The organism is Bacillus infantis (assembly GCF_020171945.1).
Classification (GTDB): Bacteria; Bacillota; Bacilli; order Bacillales; family Cytobacillaceae; genus Bacillus_AB; species Bacillus_AB infantis_A.
Genome location: NZ_JAIVAP010000014.1, coordinates 72,018 through 86,668 on the forward strand (window position 1 = coordinate 72,018; position 14,651 = coordinate 86,668).

Genomic DNA, 14,651 nt, shown 5'->3' on the forward strand with positions numbered 1-14,651 from the left:
ATTATCCTTCTGATTCTGATTTTATAGCATAATGGATGAACGGACAATGCGGAGAGGCCGGCTAAAACCCTTTTTATCTGGAAAGGGGTTCGGTCAGCGGCACTTCAGCCCGATAATACAGCTGAGCATCCGGCCCAGAGATCAATATGCCCCTCCCATCTTTTTCAATATAAATAACTGACTCCAGGCCGCTTCCCCATTTAGGCTCTGCCCCGGAAAGCAGATAAGGAAATCTTTCATCACGAGTCTCTTCCATCGTTATTTCCCTGTACCATTCTTCACTATCAACATTTTCCCTGGTCCATGTTCCTGTCTCCATCAGGGCTCCCGGGCGGAGAACTGTTTTTTCTGCAGATGGGTGCAGCAGGACTACTTCCGCCTTTTCAACATTGGACAAATAGACGGCAGGATCCTTTGTATCATAGATCGCGTGATAGAACATAGCCGCTGCAAGTGAAGCTGCAAGCAGGGCAAAATTAGCAGCAAACCCGAGCCAGGCAAACCGCCGGTACTTTGCCCATCTTCCTTCTTTGCCCCTGGAGAAAAAATAGAGAATCCATACCCCGAGAGGCAGTATCGGCAGCCGGATGAGCAGGCCGTCACTTTGCCAGTTAATTGAAAAAGAAAAGAGTCCAATAATCATAACGAGGATAACTTTTAAAACCTTTGGCTTTTCATCCTGCTTTCTATATAAAACGATAGCGGCGATCACAACAGCTGCATAAGCCAATATGGCGGCTGCCCATTCTACTGCGTTACCTGTAAAATCCAGATTGATCATGAAGTTCACCTCCTGCTGGTTCCATTTACTGTTATATGTATGATAACAAAGAAAAAGGACCACTGTGCATGGTCCTCTTCAGATATGCTGCTGGAGCTGTAGGCTCCCGATTCTCTCCGGGGAAATTCCTGTTTCTACATAGCTCCTGGCCTGCTTCCAGCTGCCTTCTCCGTCCTTTTTGAAGGTATCGAAAAAGAGATTGGCTGTGCCGAGCCGTTCACCCTTTATAATAATCGAGGCCGACAAGACCGCCATCACTTCATCTTCCTTCAGCGGAATGACAGCCAGCTCCTTCAAATCCCAGATTCCTTCATTCTCTTTTACATACTGAAAGCCCTGCTCCCAGCCTTTGATTGACTCCCCGTAGCCAAAATCATCAATCTGATCTCCGCGGATTTCCCTTGCCTGGTAATCCTTTGATATCAGCTCTTTCATTTCCTCGAGCGATGAGTTCCTCCAGACGTGGAGATAATGGTTGAGAAACCTTCTGAATTCCTGGTCCATTGCTCAGCCTCCTGCATATTCTTGTTGGAGTTAACTTCTACAGTTGAGAAGGGATATCCTCTTAGAATGAATTCTTTTTTAATTGATGACAGACACTACCGGTGTTGGTTAGCTACGCTATTAAATGTGTCTCTTAGCCTTGCATTTGCTAAGATAGAAAGATCACCTGGCCACTTAAAGCGGCCAGGTGACTTTTTAGCAGATAAGTGAAGCCAGATCTCTTGGATAATAGGTTAGCATTTCAATCCCATTATCAGTAACCAAGACAGTATCAGAATGTCTAAAGCCGCCCAAGCCTCTCACATAGATTCCCGGCTCTACTGTAAACACCATTCCCGGCTTTATCTCAGTATGGTCTCCTAAATCAAAGAAAGGCGCTTCATGTCCAAGCAATCCAATAGCATGGCCAGTATGATGGCTTGTGAGTTCAGTAATACCCGCCTCTTTAAAATACTCCTGTACTGCTTCTTCAACTTCTGAACAGGTCTTTCCTGGCTTTATTGCAGAAAAAGCCACATTCTGTGCTTCATACATATGCTCAAAATATTTTTCCTGTTCCTTATCTACTTCCTCAACAAACATGGTTCTCTCAAGTTCACTTGTATATCCAAAAACATCAGATGCCGCACCAGTAACAAGTGTATCTCCCTTCTTAAGAACTATGTTTTGTGTCACAGCATGTGGAAATGCCGATTCAGGTCCAATTTGTCCTCTAAAGATAGCATATGCAGTCTTTCCGTGAGGCTTGTATTCTGTTCCCAGGGTTTCAATCATTGCCATTGTTGCTTCCATTGATGCTTTCCCTGTGATTTCAATCTCACTAAGTCCCGCTTTAGTATACTTTTGCAGCAATCTATGTGCTAAATTGCCCCATCTGCACGATTCTTTTATCAACTCTATTTCGTTGCTGCTTTTTATGAATCTAAGTTCTTCAATAAGGCCCTTTAAAGAGACAAATTGCTTCACAGAGATTAGTTGATCAATAGATTCCCCACGATATCCCATTGAAGAACCATAACCTAGGGCATCATAGCCAACTGTCTTATTTTCTAATCCGTATTCCAGAAATAACGCTTTAAGATACTCCATTGGATGCTTGATTCCAGGATACTCAGGATATGAGTGCACATGATCTACTACTCCATACTCCTCTGCATGTTCATGCTCCAAGGCAGGAAGAAATAAATGGAACTTTTGGCTCGGATCTACGAATAGGCCGATAGGACGCTCTGTTGGATGAAAATGAAATCCTGTTAGATAAAAAATATCTGCAACAGCAAAAATAACTGCTGCCTCACAGCTTTTGTCACCCATTTTTTCAATAAACTTAGTTTGTCGCTCCTTAAATTCATGTTTAGGTATGGCTAATAGCATTCTCAACTTCCTCCTCTTGATTTTTATATAGATGACAGGCTGCAGTATGGCCATCTTCAAATGAGATATTTTCTGGGTATTCAGCCTGGCAAATTTCCATAGCAAATGGGCATCTCGGATGGAAAGTACACCCCGTTGGAGGATTAGCAGGATTGGGAACATCTCCTTTTAAGATTATTCTTTCCTTTTGCTCCCGCGGATGCCTAATAGGTACAGCTGATAGCAAAGCCTGAGTATAAGGGTGTTTGGGGTCCCGAAATAAATCTTCTGTATATGCAATCTCTACTACTTTGCCTAAGTACATGACAGCCACTCGGTCTGTCATATGCTTTATTACACTTAAATCATGAGATATAAAGAGATACGTTAAACCAAACTCTCCCTGCAATTCAAGCAGCAAGTTAATAACCTGTGATTGGACTGACACATCTAATGCAGACACCGGTTCATCTGCAATAATAAAATCAGGCTGAACGATGACAGCTCTTGCAATTCCGATCCGCTGCCTCTGTCCTCCAGAAAATTCGTGTGGAAACCTGTCTAAGTGATGCTCAGACAATCCTACAATCTTTAATATATTTATGATTCTTTTAATTCTTTCAGCCTTATCATAATTTTGATGAATCTGCAGTGGTTCCATTAGTATTTGCCGAACTGTTTTTTTAGGATTTAAAGAAGCATATGGGTCTTGAAAAACCATCTGTATCTGACTTCGAAGTGAACGCATCTTTGAGTACGGCAATGAGGCAATATTTATTCCATTAAAAATTACTTCACCAGCTGTAGGATCAGTCAACTTCAATATGGTCTTCCCTGTAGTAGATTTACCGCAGCCAGACTCCCCTACTAATGCGAAGGTTTCACCTCTATTAATTGAAAATGTTACTCCATCCACTGCCTTGACCATAATATTTGCTTTGAACATTCCTTGAGGAATCTCATAATACTTTTTTAGATTTTTAACCTCTAGCAGAGTGGAATTCCCCATTTTCCTGCCCCCTCTTAATCTGTGGATCCCTTAGCCAGCATTTACTGGCATGTTCCCCCTTTTTAAATAATGGCGGTTTTTCTATCAGACACTTTTCTAAAACATAGGGGCATCTATTTGCAAAGGCACACCCTTCATTAATTTCAGATGGCCTTGGTACTTGCCCGCTGATTGAAAACAACTTGCTCTTACGATCATTGCTTGAAGGGAGAGACTTTAACAGCCCTTCGGTATACGGATGCAGGGGTTCATCAAATAATTCATTCACTCCCGCTTGTTCAACCACTTCTCCTGCATACATAACAACAACCCTGTCACACATCTCTGCAACAACGCCCAAATCATGAGTAATCAGTATTAGACTCATATCGTTTTTTCTTCGAACTTCTTTTAACAGTTCTAAGATTTGCGCCTGTATGGTTACATCTAGAGCTGTGGTGGGCTCATCGGCAATCATTAGCTTTGGCTGGCATAGCAGGGCAAGTGATATCATTACTCTTTGCCTCATTCCTCCTGATAACTGATGAGGATACTCATTAATTATTTGCTCCGCCCTTGGAAGACCAACCTGTTTCAGCATATCGAGAACAGCATTTCTTGATTGAGATTTAGATAGCTTCTTATGCTGCCTTAGAGGTTCGCTCAACTGTTCTCCAATTGTAAAAACGGGATTGAGAGAGGTCATTGGTTCTTGAAAAATCATGGAAATATCATTTCCGCGAATCCTGCGAAATTGCTTATCCTTTAATTTAGTTAAATCTTTTCCCTCAAAGCTGATTTTCCCTGAAACAATTTCACTCGTCTTTTCTGGCAACAGACCCATTAGAGCAAGTGAAGTAACGCTTTTTCCACAGCCTGATTCTCCTACAATCCCAAGAGTTTCACCTTTTTGAAGAGTAAAGCTTACACCTCGTATAGGTTGCACCTTCTCTTTTCCTGTGCCAAATTGTATGTACAGATCTTTAACCAGCAGAAAATCCTCTTGCACTGAGCTACCTCCTTTCATTCACCCTTTAGTTCTGGGTCCAACGTATCCCGAAGCCAATCCCCAAACAGATTTACTCCAAGTGCAGCTATCATGATCGCGATTCCAGGAAAAGTGATCAGCCACCAGGAACTAAAGATATAATCCTTACCTTCGTTTAGCATGTTTCCCCATGCAGGCTCTGGCGGCTGAACACCGAATCCCAGAAAGCTAACAGAAGCTTCAGCAATAATATAAGTAGCGATTTGAAGAGAAGAAAGAATAATAATTGGTGTGAATAAGTTGGGAAGTATATGTTTGAATAGAATCCCCGCTCTAGAAACACCAGTCGCTACGGAAGCTGAGATATATTCTTTCTCCCTTAGTGCCAGTACCTCACTGCGGATTACACGGGCAAAAATTACCCATCCGCCAATAGCAAGGGAAATAATAATGTTTCTCAAACCTGAACCAATTATGGCATTGATAACAAGGACCAGCAGGATAAATGGAAAGCTTAGTTGGACATCTACAATCCTCATTAATATGACATCCAGCCACCCTCTAAAATAGCCAGAAATTATTCCAATAAAAGTACCAAATATCCCTGCAATCAAAACCGTAGTGACACCAATAATGACAGATGTTCTTGCACCAAGAATAATTCTTGAAAAAATATCCCTGCCGAGCTGGTCTGTGCCTAGGAGATGTCCTTCTGTCAACGGAGGAAGGAGCTTTTTGCTAAAGTCTGCAAAAAGCGGATCAAAGGGGGTTATCCATTTACCGAAAATACTTACGAACAACAATAGTAGGATGATTAAAAATCCGGCCATCCCTGTCCAGCTTTTCAGTAAATTTCTAAAGAAAAAGGAAACAGCAGACGGCCGATTGGACTTATATGTATTCTGTGGCATCACTGGTGAGGCTTCCTGGAGTTTAACTGACATGGCTCATTCCACCTACTTTACTCTAATTTGAGGATTTACATATGCATATAGCAAATCAGCAATAAAATTAATGACTGCGTATATGAGTGCAATAATGAAAACACCTGCTAAAACAATGGGAAAGTCTCTGTTCATAAGCGACTGCATCAGCAATCTGCCAATCCCTGGCCATGCAAATACAACTTCAGTTATAACGGCTCCCCCCAGCAGAGTTCCTAAATCCAAAGCAACAAGGGTGATAATGGGAATCAGCGAATTCTTAAGTGCAAATCGAGCAACAAGACGAAAAGTTGGTACACCTGAGGCTTTGGCTGTTCTAATGTAATCTTTTCTCAGCACATCAAGCATCGTGGATCGGGTAAATCTAGTAAATCTTGCAACACTATACGCCGCAAGTGTAATTGTCGGCAAAATTAAATGCATCGCCGTTCCTCCTCCACCAGAAGGAAGAACATTAAACGTGGCAGCAAAAGTAAAAATGAGCAGCAATCCCAGCCAAAAACTTGGAACTGCCTGGCCAAGTACAGTTAAAGCTACGCCGATTCGATCAAATACCGAATTCCTTTTATATGCTGATAGAACTCCTAGTGGAATGGCTATCAGCAAGGAAAGAATTAAAGCCGAGATGGCGAGTTGAAAGGTGGCTGGAAGCCGCTCCAGCACTAAAGGCAACGCTGATTCCCTGCTCCGAAGAGACTGGCCGAAGTCTCCCTGTACAGCATTGGACATAAAGTCCGCATACTGGATCAGGATTGGCCTGTCGAATCCTAAAAGCTTTCGGTATTCATCAATTTGTTCTTTTGGTGCATCTGGAGGCAGGAATAGTGCTGTAGGATCACCTGATAACCGAATAAGAAAAAAAACAACCGTTAGCGCAAGTAATACTACTAAAGCAACCTGAACCAGCCTTTTCAATACAAAATCCAGCAAATTACTCACCCCGCTTATGTAGGATCATAAAGTTATTTTGAAGGGGAGGGGCTATGCCCTCTCCCCTTCTTCAAGGTTAATTCCAAGACATTTCAAAAGCCTGGATTTTTTCATCGACTCTAGCTTTAAAATTTAAATCTTTTCGAACAGCATAGAGATCTGCCTGCTGCCATAGCGGTACCCAGGCAGCCTTATCTACTAACTTCTTTTGCAGCTCTGCATAACCATCAAATCTTTCTTTTTCGTCAAACAAAGCATTTGTCTTATATATTTCAGCCTCAATTTCTTTATCATAGAAACTGCTGTATGGGGCTGCTTCAGTAAACAGATTTTCAATCGTTGACTGTGCATCAAATGCTGGACCCCACCCCAGAATAAACATATCTTTCATTTCTCTGTTGCGAATTTTTTCAAGATGGGCACCCCATTCATTCACCTGAACATTTACTTTAACGCCAATTCGCTGTAGCTGTGCTGCAATTGCCTGTGCAACCTGGGAATCCATTGGATAACGCCCATTAGGAGTATCAAGGGTTAATGTAAGTTCTTCAGGATTATACCCGGATTCTTCCAGCAATGCTTTTGCTTTTTCCGGATCATATCCATATCCTTCAGTCTCAGAATATTCAGTGTTAATTTTTGATAAAGGCCCTGTCATCTTGGTTCCATGGCCATTTAAGACAGACTCAAGCAATTCATCTGTGTCGATAGCATAATTTAAAGCCTGACGTACTTTTTCATCTTTAAGCGGGCCATCAGCAAATGTATTAAGAGCAAGGTAATTGATCCTGGAGGATGCTACCTCCTCCACTTTTGAATTTTGATCGCTCTTCACTTTATCTACGGAATCAACAGGAATGTTTTTAAATAAATCTACTTCCCCACTTAAAAAAGCTGATAAACGGGAACTGAACTCAGGAATGTAACGGAATTCCAGATTCCTTATTTCCGGTGTTCCTTTCCAATAGTCCTTAAAAGCCTCGAGTTTTAAATAGTTATCCCGTGACCACTCTACAAATTTATATGCTCCTGTGCCAACGGGTTTCTTAGCAGCTACTTCCGGTCCTGCTTCCTTAAAATAACCCGGTTCCATTATCAGCAAATCTTCTGCAATCCTTTGGATAAGACTCGGAAAAGGCTGGGAGGTTGAAATCTCAATTTCTGTTGGAGAGATAACAGTCACTTCCTTAACATTTACCCAACGGGATCTGTAAAAGGACTGGTTTGCTTCATCGAGAATATAATCAATGCTGAACTTAACAGCTTCTGCATTAAAATCAGCACCATTGTGAAATTTCACGCCCTCTTTAAGCTTTAGCCTCCAGGTAAGTTCATCTATGTTCTCCCATTCTTCAGCAAGTACAGGAACAAATTCTCCTGTTTCGCCATTTCTATCGATTAATGGATCATATATATTCCGGATTTGAGCATCTGTTACATAGTTAACATCCGAATTAGCAATAAGTGTGCCGGCATCTGACTCAAATGCAACCACAAGGCTGTCTTTTTTCTCGTCTGTTTTACCATCTGGACTCGACGAATCATCTGTCCCGGCTGTTCCTTCTGTACATGCCGTCAATAACATAAATATACTGGCCAAAAGCAAACCAAGAAAAATACTTCTCTTCACTAAACATCTCCCCCTGTCAGAATTTTCGGATGCAATATGTTTTCAACCTGATGCATTGACTCAATAAGTCTTTTAACTTCTTCCTCAGAGATTCCTTCGATCATTTTCCTCACATTTCCGCTCGCCTTTTCTGCAAGCGACATAAGCGCCTCTTCTCCTATCTTTGTAAGATTGATATATTGAATTCGTCTATCTGACTCAGAAGTTATTCTTCCAATTAAGCCTTCTTGATCAAAACGCTTTAGCATTCTGCTGACATAACCTTTATCAAGCAAGAAGTGCTCTGATAAGAAGGCAGCTGTACATTTTTCCTGGTTGGATATTTCAAATAGAATCAGTGCCTCTGTAGCAGAGTAAGGACTTTCATCTGTATATAAATCAAACAGTCCCATTACTCTCGTATAAAACCTGTTAAATCTCTTTATATCCTGGATATACTGATCTTTCATGACTTCCTCTTTTCTAACTTTTCTGAATTTAATTTATATTCTAAAATTACAAGTTGCTTTTGTCAACCTTATATGAAATTTCTTACGGAAGCATTTATAGGAATAATCCCCCAAAACCAAGCCATATTAAAAGCAGACTACATGAAGGGAGACAGCACATTGGAATCGATGACGCGTGAGCAGATTCTGGCGGATTTGCAGAGGTCTTTTGAGGGCTATTTGAATGAATACGGGGCGGACAGTATAGGCACTTATGAGGAGCCGGGCCAGGGCGGACGCTATTATTTTGGCTGTACGGTCAAGAAGGATGATCGGACGTTCCATATACATACACCTTTTGCACAGCAGGAGGATGGAAGCTTTACGGCTCTTGGAAGCGGCTGGACGGCTGAGACGGATGATCCGGAGCTCCAGGATAAAAGGGGCTATGGAGATCTGGAAAGTGCACTCAAGGAAATTTAACATATAGGAAAGGCAGGCTGGGATAAAGTATCCGGCCTGCCTTCTTTTTTTACACCAATGCCTCTTCTTTTCTGTTCTGTATCCAGTCCAGCAGCTCTTCTTCTTTCAGGGGGCGGGAAAAATAATAGCCCTGTACATGAGGCGATTCGCTTAAAGAAGCAATAAAGTCGATCTGGTCCTGATATTCTGCCCCCTCGATGACGACCTTTAGGTTCAGCGAGCAGGACAGCGAAATAATGGCCCGCAGGATTGCCGAATCCTTTTCCGACACCGGCACCCCGTCGACGAAGGATTTATCGATTTTGATGGTCGATATCGGTATTCTTTTTAAATACGAGAGAGAGGATACGCCTGTTCCAAAATCGTCCAAGGCAACAGAAAGCCCCATTTCCCTGAATTGCGCCACGGCCTGAATGGCATTCTCGATATCATGGATGACGCTGGTCTCCGTGATTTCCAGTTCAAGCAGATCGCTGCTGATCTCATATTTCAAAAGGCTGTCTTTTAATACGTTCAGCAGTTTAGCTGAAGTCAGATAAGGGCCCGGGATATTAATCGAGATCTGGTGAAGGGCTATCCCTTCTTTTTGCCAGTGTGACAGCTGCAGGCACACTTTTTCAATTACCCAGTCTGTGACTTCGAAAAGCTTCCCGCTTTCCTCCAGGATGGGAATGAAAACGCCTGGCGAAATCATGCCATGCCTGGGGTGTTTCCAGCGCAATAATGCCTCCATGCCCGAAATCTCCCACGTGCTTGAGGATATTTTCGGCTGGTAGACAAGAAAAAGCTCACCGCTTCCCATAGCTGGTGTGATATCCTTAGACAGCTCCTTTTCAAAGCTGTAGGTATGGACTGCAGGATTATATTCTATTACCTCATGCTTGTACTTGGTCGTCGAGTGCTGGAGTACGGCCATTGTGCTTGAAAACAGTTCTTTATGCGGCTGTTTATCACTGGCTGAACTAACGGCACATACCATATCAATCACGAGCCGCTGTTTTCCGATGATCAGCGGCTGGGTGAAAACAGCCATGATTCTCTTCAAGGCTGCTTTTATTTTTTCATAGTCATGCTCCCCGGATGCGAAAAGCGCAAAACGATTACCTTCGATGCGGTATGCCTTGATTTCCAGCGGAAGCAGCCCCTTAATTCCGCCATGGACAGACTGAATGATTTCATCCCCGAATGAATAGCCAAAGCCGCTGTTCCATTTCTCCAGGTCATGGATATGGATAATGGCCAGGCTTCCTTTGCCGCCGCTTTTTAAGTCCTGTTCAAACTGACGCTGGTTCGGCAGCTGTGTCAGCGGATCAAAATAGCTCAGGCGGAATTCTACAAACCGGTCCAGCAGGCTCGTCAGGCCGGAAATGGCAAGGAGAAGCAAGATTCCCGCCGTGATGACGCCGATCAACAGCCTCATATCCATACTATGCATCTTATGCAAAGCATGGCCCAATGGCGCTTTTGTATAAAAAACAACAGCGGCCATCCCTGTGTAGTGCATGCTTGTAATCGCAAGGCCCATGATAAGCGCAGTGGCTGCTTTTACCAGAAAGCTGCCCATATATTTCTGCAGCACAGAAAAGATATACAGGGCGATATAGGATACCACGACAGCAATGGCGATGGAGGCGGCAAACAGTCCCGGCTTATAGCTGTATTCCGCTTCCATCTCCATGGCAGCCATCCCGAAATAATGCATGGCGGAGATGCCAATCCCCATAATGGCCCCTGAAATAACAGATGGCCAATGAGTGCTGTTCTTCCGGTTGCTGATGTAAAAGGCCAGATAAGAGGCCAAAAAGGCAGGAAACACAGAAACGATTGTCATCGTCCAGTCATACTTCATCGGCATTGGCAGCATGAATGCACTCATGCCGATAAAATGCATGGACCAGATTCCGAGCCCCATTGCAATGGAAGACAGCAGCAGCCAGAACTTTTGCTGGAAAAAGCTTGGCTGCTGCATCCGCTGATTCATTGATAATGCGGTATAGGAAGCACAGCAGGCAATAATAATAGAAAGAAGAACAATCAGGACAGAATAATGGCCTTGGAGAATATATATATTCTCTGAATCTGGGACAGTAAACATGGGTGTATAACCTCATTCATTTTTATAGGTATTTCATACTGGTTATATCGGCTGATTCTTCCAAATATCAACTAAATAATTCACTTCCGGCATATTGATGCTCAACTTATTGTTTTTTTGCCGGCATAACCATAAAATATGATTATCCAAAGCCTGTTTACTTATAGAACGGAGGAACCCCTTTGAAGCTTTCTTTTACCGATTACATCAGCATCTATATCCATCAGACCGACCTGACGCTGACCAGCTATGTGAAGAACAGGCTGGCGCCTTATAACCTTGCTCCCGAGCAGAACTTAATCATGATGCTATTGTGGGAAAAGGATGGAATTACGCAAAATGAAGTGGCTGAAAAGCTGCTGAAAGATAAAACCAACATTGCGCGCATGGTATCCAATCTTGAGAAAAAGGGATTTATTCAAAGGATTCAGCATAAAAGCGACCGCCGTTCCCTCCAGCTGTTTTTGACAGAAAAAGGACGGGAGCTCGGGGAGCACATCATTCCCCTCACCGAGGAATTCAACTCTCTCGTCTGCCAGGGAATTACAGAGGAGGAGCAGAACGAAGTCAGGAGGATTCTCCGTAAAATGCAGGCAAATGTCCAGTAGTCTGTACATTTGCCTGCATTAATGTTGCTACAACAACCAAAAGTGTGGTAAAGTGGTGTTTGTCATATTAGTATAATCAACAGTTGCTATAGCAACACAGAAAAATAAAGCGAGGTATTCTTATGTCAAACGTATTATTCATTAAAGCCAATTCCCGCCCGGCCGATCAGGCTGTAAGCGTTCAGCTCTATAATGCTTTTGTTGAAAGCTATAAAGAAGCTCATCCCGGCGAACAAATCACCGAGCTGGATCTTTTCAGCGAAAACCTGCCATACTACAGCAATGATATGATGGGCGGCATGTTCAAGCTTGCTAAAGGCATGGAGCTTACGCCAGCTGAAACTGAAGCAGCAAACCTGGTAAACAAATATCTGGACCAGTTCCTGGCTGCAGATAAAGTTGTATTCGCATTCCCATTGTGGAACTTCACTGTTCCTGCAGTACTGCACACATATCTTGATTATCTCGGACAGGCCGGAAAAACTTTCCGTTATACAGCAGAAGGCCCTGTCGGTCTGCAGACAGACAAGAAGGTTGTCCTTCTTAATGCACGCGGAGGCATTTACTCTGAAGGCCCTGCGGCAAGCGCTGAAATGGCCGTCAACTATGTGAGCACCATCCTGAATTTCTGGGGCGTCCAGGACGTTGAATCCATCATCGTTGAAGGACATAACCAATTCCCTGACCGCGCACAGGAAATCATCAATGAAGGTCTTGAAAAAGCAAAAGCAGCAGCGAAGGCACTTTAATCTGCCGGCACCATTAAGCCTGTTCCAGCCGGAGCGGGCTTTTTCTTGTATTGCACGAATAGTCCAACTCTTTTAAGATACTAATATATGAATGAGGAGAGGCGGTCTTATGATGTCAGCTGCAATTACAGAGAATGGAATATTTAAGAGCGTGTGCCCGCTGGACTGCCCGGATCAGTGCGGGCTGCTGCTGCATAAAGAGAACGGGAGAATTGTTAAAATTGCAGGGGATCCGGAGCACCCGGTCACAAAGGGCCATATTTGCCAGAAGGTGCGCCATAAGGCGGAGAGGATCTATGATGAAAAGCGCCTCAAGCACCCATTAAGAAGAATTGGCAGGAAAGGCGAAGGCAGATTTGAGAAAATTAGCTGGGATGAAGCCATTCGGGAAATCACCTCGAGTTGGAAAGACCTTCTCCAAACTGCTGGGCCCGAGAGCATTTTGCCCTACAGCTTCTATGGAAATATGGGCAGGCTGAATTCCGAGGGCATGGACCGGCGCTTCTTCAACCGGCTTGGCGCTTCTAAGCTGGATTATACGATATGCCAGGCGGCAGGCACGGTTGGCTACCGCTATACGATGGGCGGAAGCTTTGGCATAGACCCTGAGGATACAATCCATTCAAAGCTGATGATTTTCTGGGGCATCAATGCGGCGAGCACAAATATGCACCAGATCGCCCTGGCGCAAAAGGCGCGAAAGAACGGTGCAAAGCTGATCGTCATTGATGTCCACAAAAACCAGACAGGACGGGCTGCAGACTGGTTTATTCCTATCCTGCCGGGGACAGACGCGGCCCTGGCTCTTGGCATCATGCATATCCTGTTTGCGGAAAACCTGGCAGATGAAGAATTCCTTAAGCATTGGACGGTTGGGCATGAGGAGCTGAAGGCTCATTGCGCTGCCTATGATCCTGATGCTGTTTCCGCCATCACCGGTGTCCCTGTGGATGATATTTATAAACTGGCAAGGATGTACGGGACCATCTCCCCTTCCTTCATCCGGATCGGCAATGGAATCCAGCACCATGACAATGGCGGCATGTGCATCCGCACCATTTCCTGCCTCCCCGCGATCACAGGCCAATGGATGAAAAAAGGCGGCGGAGCCATTAAAGGAAATGGCGGGTTCCTGGCCCTCAATAATTTCAAGCTGCAGCGCCCGGATCTTCGGAAGGACAGCGGAGCACGTACAATTAATATGAACCTTCTCGGCCAGGCGCTTCATGAAAAAGAGAATCCGATTCTGTCATTGTTCATCTACGGGACTAATCCAGCTGTTGTCGCACCGGAAAGCAATCTGGTCAGGGAGGGTCTTGAAAGAGAGGATCTTTTCACAGTGGTCCATGACTTATTTTTAACGGAAACGGCCAAATATGCCGATATCGTGCTCCCGGCCACTTCTTCTTTTGAAAATACGGACTTGTACACGTCTTACTGGCATCATTACCTGCAGCTGCAGGAGCCTGTCATCAAACCTTATGGAGAGTCGAAATCAAATGTAGAGGTTTTCCGGCTTCTGGCGGCAGAAATGGGCTTTGAGGATGAGGCTTTTTCTGACACCGAGGCGGAAATGATCAGCCAGGCGCTTGACACCCCCGGTAATCCTGCACTGAATGGAATCACTTACGAAACGCTGAAGGAGAATAGCTTTGTGAAAGGTAAGGTACAGCCTCTTTTCCCTGGTAAACTGCCAACGCCGAGCGGGAAAATTGAGCTGTACTCCGAGCAGATGGAAAAAGACGGCTATCCGCCGCTGCCTGTCTTTACACCGCTTGAAAAGGACAGCGAGTACCCGTTCCTCTTCGTCCCGGCGCCGAATCATAATTTCCTGAACTCCACTTTTTCCAATAATCGCAAGCATCAGGAACTGGAAAAAGAGCCGCAGCTGTTCATGAACAGTCAGGATGCACAGGAATTGGGGATTCTGGATGGAGACCTGGTGAGGGTTTGGAATGACCGGGGCGAATGCATCCTGAAGGCGAACGCCGGCGACCGTGTCCTGCCGGGGGTCCTTGTATCCCAAGGCCTTTGGGCAGATTCTCCCGGCAAAAAGCATCTCGTCAACGCACTCGTCCCTGACCGCATCGCCGACATGGGCGGAGGCGCCACCTTCTTTTCCGGACGTGTAAATGTGGAGAAATATAGATAAAAGGGTGCCAGGCACGGG

General features: G+C 44.3%; 14 protein-coding genes. 4 read left to right on the forward strand and 10 right to left on the reverse strand.

All coding sequences use genetic code 11. The features are described 5' to 3' along the window. Positions 1 to 73: 73 nt before the first annotated feature. The 9 genes from LCM00_RS17605 to LCM00_RS17645 all read right to left on the reverse strand — a co-directional run bounded on the left by LCM00_RS17605 (position 74) and on the right by LCM00_RS17645 (position 8,567). Complete coding sequence (locus LCM00_RS17605) at positions 74 to 781, reverse strand: hypothetical protein (RefSeq protein WP_224904516.1); 708 nt, start codon at positions 779 to 781, stop codon at positions 74 to 76. Between the two features lie 78 nt (positions 782 to 859). Further along, positions 860 to 1,285 carry a flavoprotein gene (locus tag LCM00_RS17610; RefSeq protein WP_224904518.1) on the reverse strand — a complete coding sequence of 142 codons (426 nt, stop codon included), beginning with the start codon at positions 1,283 to 1,285 and terminating at the stop codon, positions 860 to 862. 195 nt (positions 1,286 to 1,480) lie between these two features. Beyond that, the gene (locus LCM00_RS17615; RefSeq protein WP_224904520.1) at positions 1,481 to 2,659 is read right to left on the reverse strand and encodes a M24 family metallopeptidase; all 1,179 of its coding nucleotides are present in this window, start codon (positions 2,657 to 2,659) and stop codon (positions 1,481 to 1,483) included. Continuing rightward, entirely contained in the window at positions 2,640 to 3,647 is a 1,008-nt protein-coding gene (locus LCM00_RS17620) for an ABC transporter ATP-binding protein (RefSeq protein ID WP_224904522.1), read from the reverse strand. The genes LCM00_RS17615 and LCM00_RS17620 overlap by 20 nt, the downstream gene beginning before the upstream one ends. Beyond that, positions 3,619 to 4,635, reverse strand: coding sequence for an ABC transporter ATP-binding protein (locus LCM00_RS17625; protein ID WP_224904524.1), 1,017 nt, complete (start codon positions 4,633 to 4,635; stop codon positions 3,619 to 3,621). Before LCM00_RS17625 ends, LCM00_RS17620 begins: the two co-directional genes overlap by 29 nt. Positions 4,636 to 4,649: 14 nt before the next feature. Further along, a complete protein-coding gene (locus tag LCM00_RS17630; protein ID WP_224904526.1) occupies positions 4,650 to 5,558 on the reverse strand; it encodes an ABC transporter permease in 909 nt (302 codons plus the stop codon). 12 nt (positions 5,559 to 5,570) lie between these two features. Further along, positions 5,571 to 6,488: an ABC transporter permease gene (locus tag LCM00_RS17635; RefSeq protein WP_224904528.1), complete on the reverse strand. Its 918-nt coding sequence runs from the start codon at positions 6,486 to 6,488 to the stop codon at positions 5,571 to 5,573. Between the two features lie 76 nt (positions 6,489 to 6,564). After that, a complete protein-coding gene (locus LCM00_RS17640) occupies positions 6,565 to 8,118 on the reverse strand; it encodes an ABC transporter substrate-binding protein (RefSeq protein ID WP_224904530.1) in 1,554 nt (517 codons plus the stop codon). After that, positions 8,118 to 8,567 carry a MarR family winged helix-turn-helix transcriptional regulator gene (locus tag LCM00_RS17645; protein WP_224904532.1) on the reverse strand — a complete coding sequence of 150 codons (450 nt, stop codon included), beginning with the start codon at positions 8,565 to 8,567 and terminating at the stop codon, positions 8,118 to 8,120. Before LCM00_RS17645 ends, LCM00_RS17640 begins: the two co-directional genes overlap by 1 nt. 168 nt (positions 8,568 to 8,735) lie before the next feature. Between LCM00_RS17645 and LCM00_RS17650 the strand changes: the two genes are divergently transcribed. Then, entirely contained in the window at positions 8,736 to 9,029 is a 294-nt protein-coding gene (locus LCM00_RS17650; RefSeq protein WP_224904593.1) for a DUF5634 family protein, read from the forward strand. Between the two features lie 49 nt (positions 9,030 to 9,078). On the opposite strand, the gene LCM00_RS17655 is transcribed toward LCM00_RS17650, so the two are convergent. Next, positions 9,079 to 11,124 (reverse strand): bifunctional diguanylate cyclase/phosphodiesterase, encoded by a 2,046-nt coding sequence (locus LCM00_RS17655; RefSeq protein ID WP_224904533.1) that lies wholly within the window; start codon positions 11,122 to 11,124, stop codon positions 9,079 to 9,081. A gap of 182 nt (positions 11,125 to 11,306) precedes the next feature. Here LCM00_RS17655 and LCM00_RS17660 point away from each other — a divergent pair, with 182 nt between their 5' ends. From LCM00_RS17660 to LCM00_RS17670, 3 genes are all read left to right on the forward strand, one after another. Next, positions 11,307 to 11,732, forward strand: a complete 426-nt coding sequence (locus LCM00_RS17660) for a MarR family winged helix-turn-helix transcriptional regulator (protein ID WP_101551614.1) — start codon at positions 11,307 to 11,309, stop codon at positions 11,730 to 11,732. A 122-nt stretch (positions 11,733 to 11,854) separates the two neighbouring features. Continuing rightward, entirely contained in the window at positions 11,855 to 12,481 is a 627-nt protein-coding gene (locus LCM00_RS17665) for an FMN-dependent NADH-azoreductase (RefSeq protein ID WP_224904535.1), read from the forward strand. Between the two features lie 109 nt (positions 12,482 to 12,590). Further along, positions 12,591 to 14,633 (forward strand): molybdopterin-containing oxidoreductase family protein, encoded by a 2,043-nt coding sequence (locus tag LCM00_RS17670; RefSeq protein WP_224904537.1) that lies wholly within the window; start codon positions 12,591 to 12,593, stop codon positions 14,631 to 14,633. The last annotated feature ends 18 nt before the right edge of the window (positions 14,634 to 14,651 follow it).

What these genes read in the sequence shown, in the direction of transcription:
- LCM00_RS17605 (WP_224904516.1), bottom strand. Translation starts at nt 781, where the DNA reads ATGATCAATCTGGATTTTACAGGTAACGCAGTAGAATGGGCAGCCGCC.
- LCM00_RS17610 (WP_224904518.1), bottom strand. Translation starts at nt 1,285, where the DNA reads ATGGACCAGGAATTCAGAAGGTTTCTCAACCATTATCTCCACGTCTGG.
- LCM00_RS17615 (WP_224904520.1), bottom strand. Translation starts at nt 2,659, where the DNA reads ATGCTATTAGCCATACCTAAACATGAATTTAAGGAGCGACAAACTAAG.
- LCM00_RS17620 (WP_224904522.1), bottom strand. Translation starts at nt 3,647, where the DNA reads ATGGGGAATTCCACTCTGCTAGAGGTTAAAAATCTAAAAAAGTATTAT.
- LCM00_RS17630 (WP_224904526.1), bottom strand. Translation starts at nt 5,558, where the DNA reads ATGTCAGTTAAACTCCAGGAAGCCTCACCAGTGATGCCACAGAATACA.
- LCM00_RS17645 (WP_224904532.1), bottom strand. Translation starts at nt 8,567, where the DNA reads ATGAAAGATCAGTATATCCAGGATATAAAGAGATTTAACAGGTTTTAT.
- LCM00_RS17650 (WP_224904593.1), top strand. Translation starts at nt 8,736, where the DNA reads ATGACGCGTGAGCAGATTCTGGCGGATTTGCAGAGGTCTTTTGAGGGC.
- LCM00_RS17655 (WP_224904533.1), bottom strand. Translation starts at nt 11,124, where the DNA reads ATGTTTACTGTCCCAGATTCAGAGAATATATATATTCTCCAAGGCCAT.
- LCM00_RS17665 (WP_224904535.1), top strand. Translation starts at nt 11,855, where the DNA reads ATGTCAAACGTATTATTCATTAAAGCCAATTCCCGCCCGGCCGATCAG.
- LCM00_RS17670 (WP_224904537.1), top strand. Translation starts at nt 12,591, where the DNA reads ATGATGTCAGCTGCAATTACAGAGAATGGAATATTTAAGAGCGTGTGC.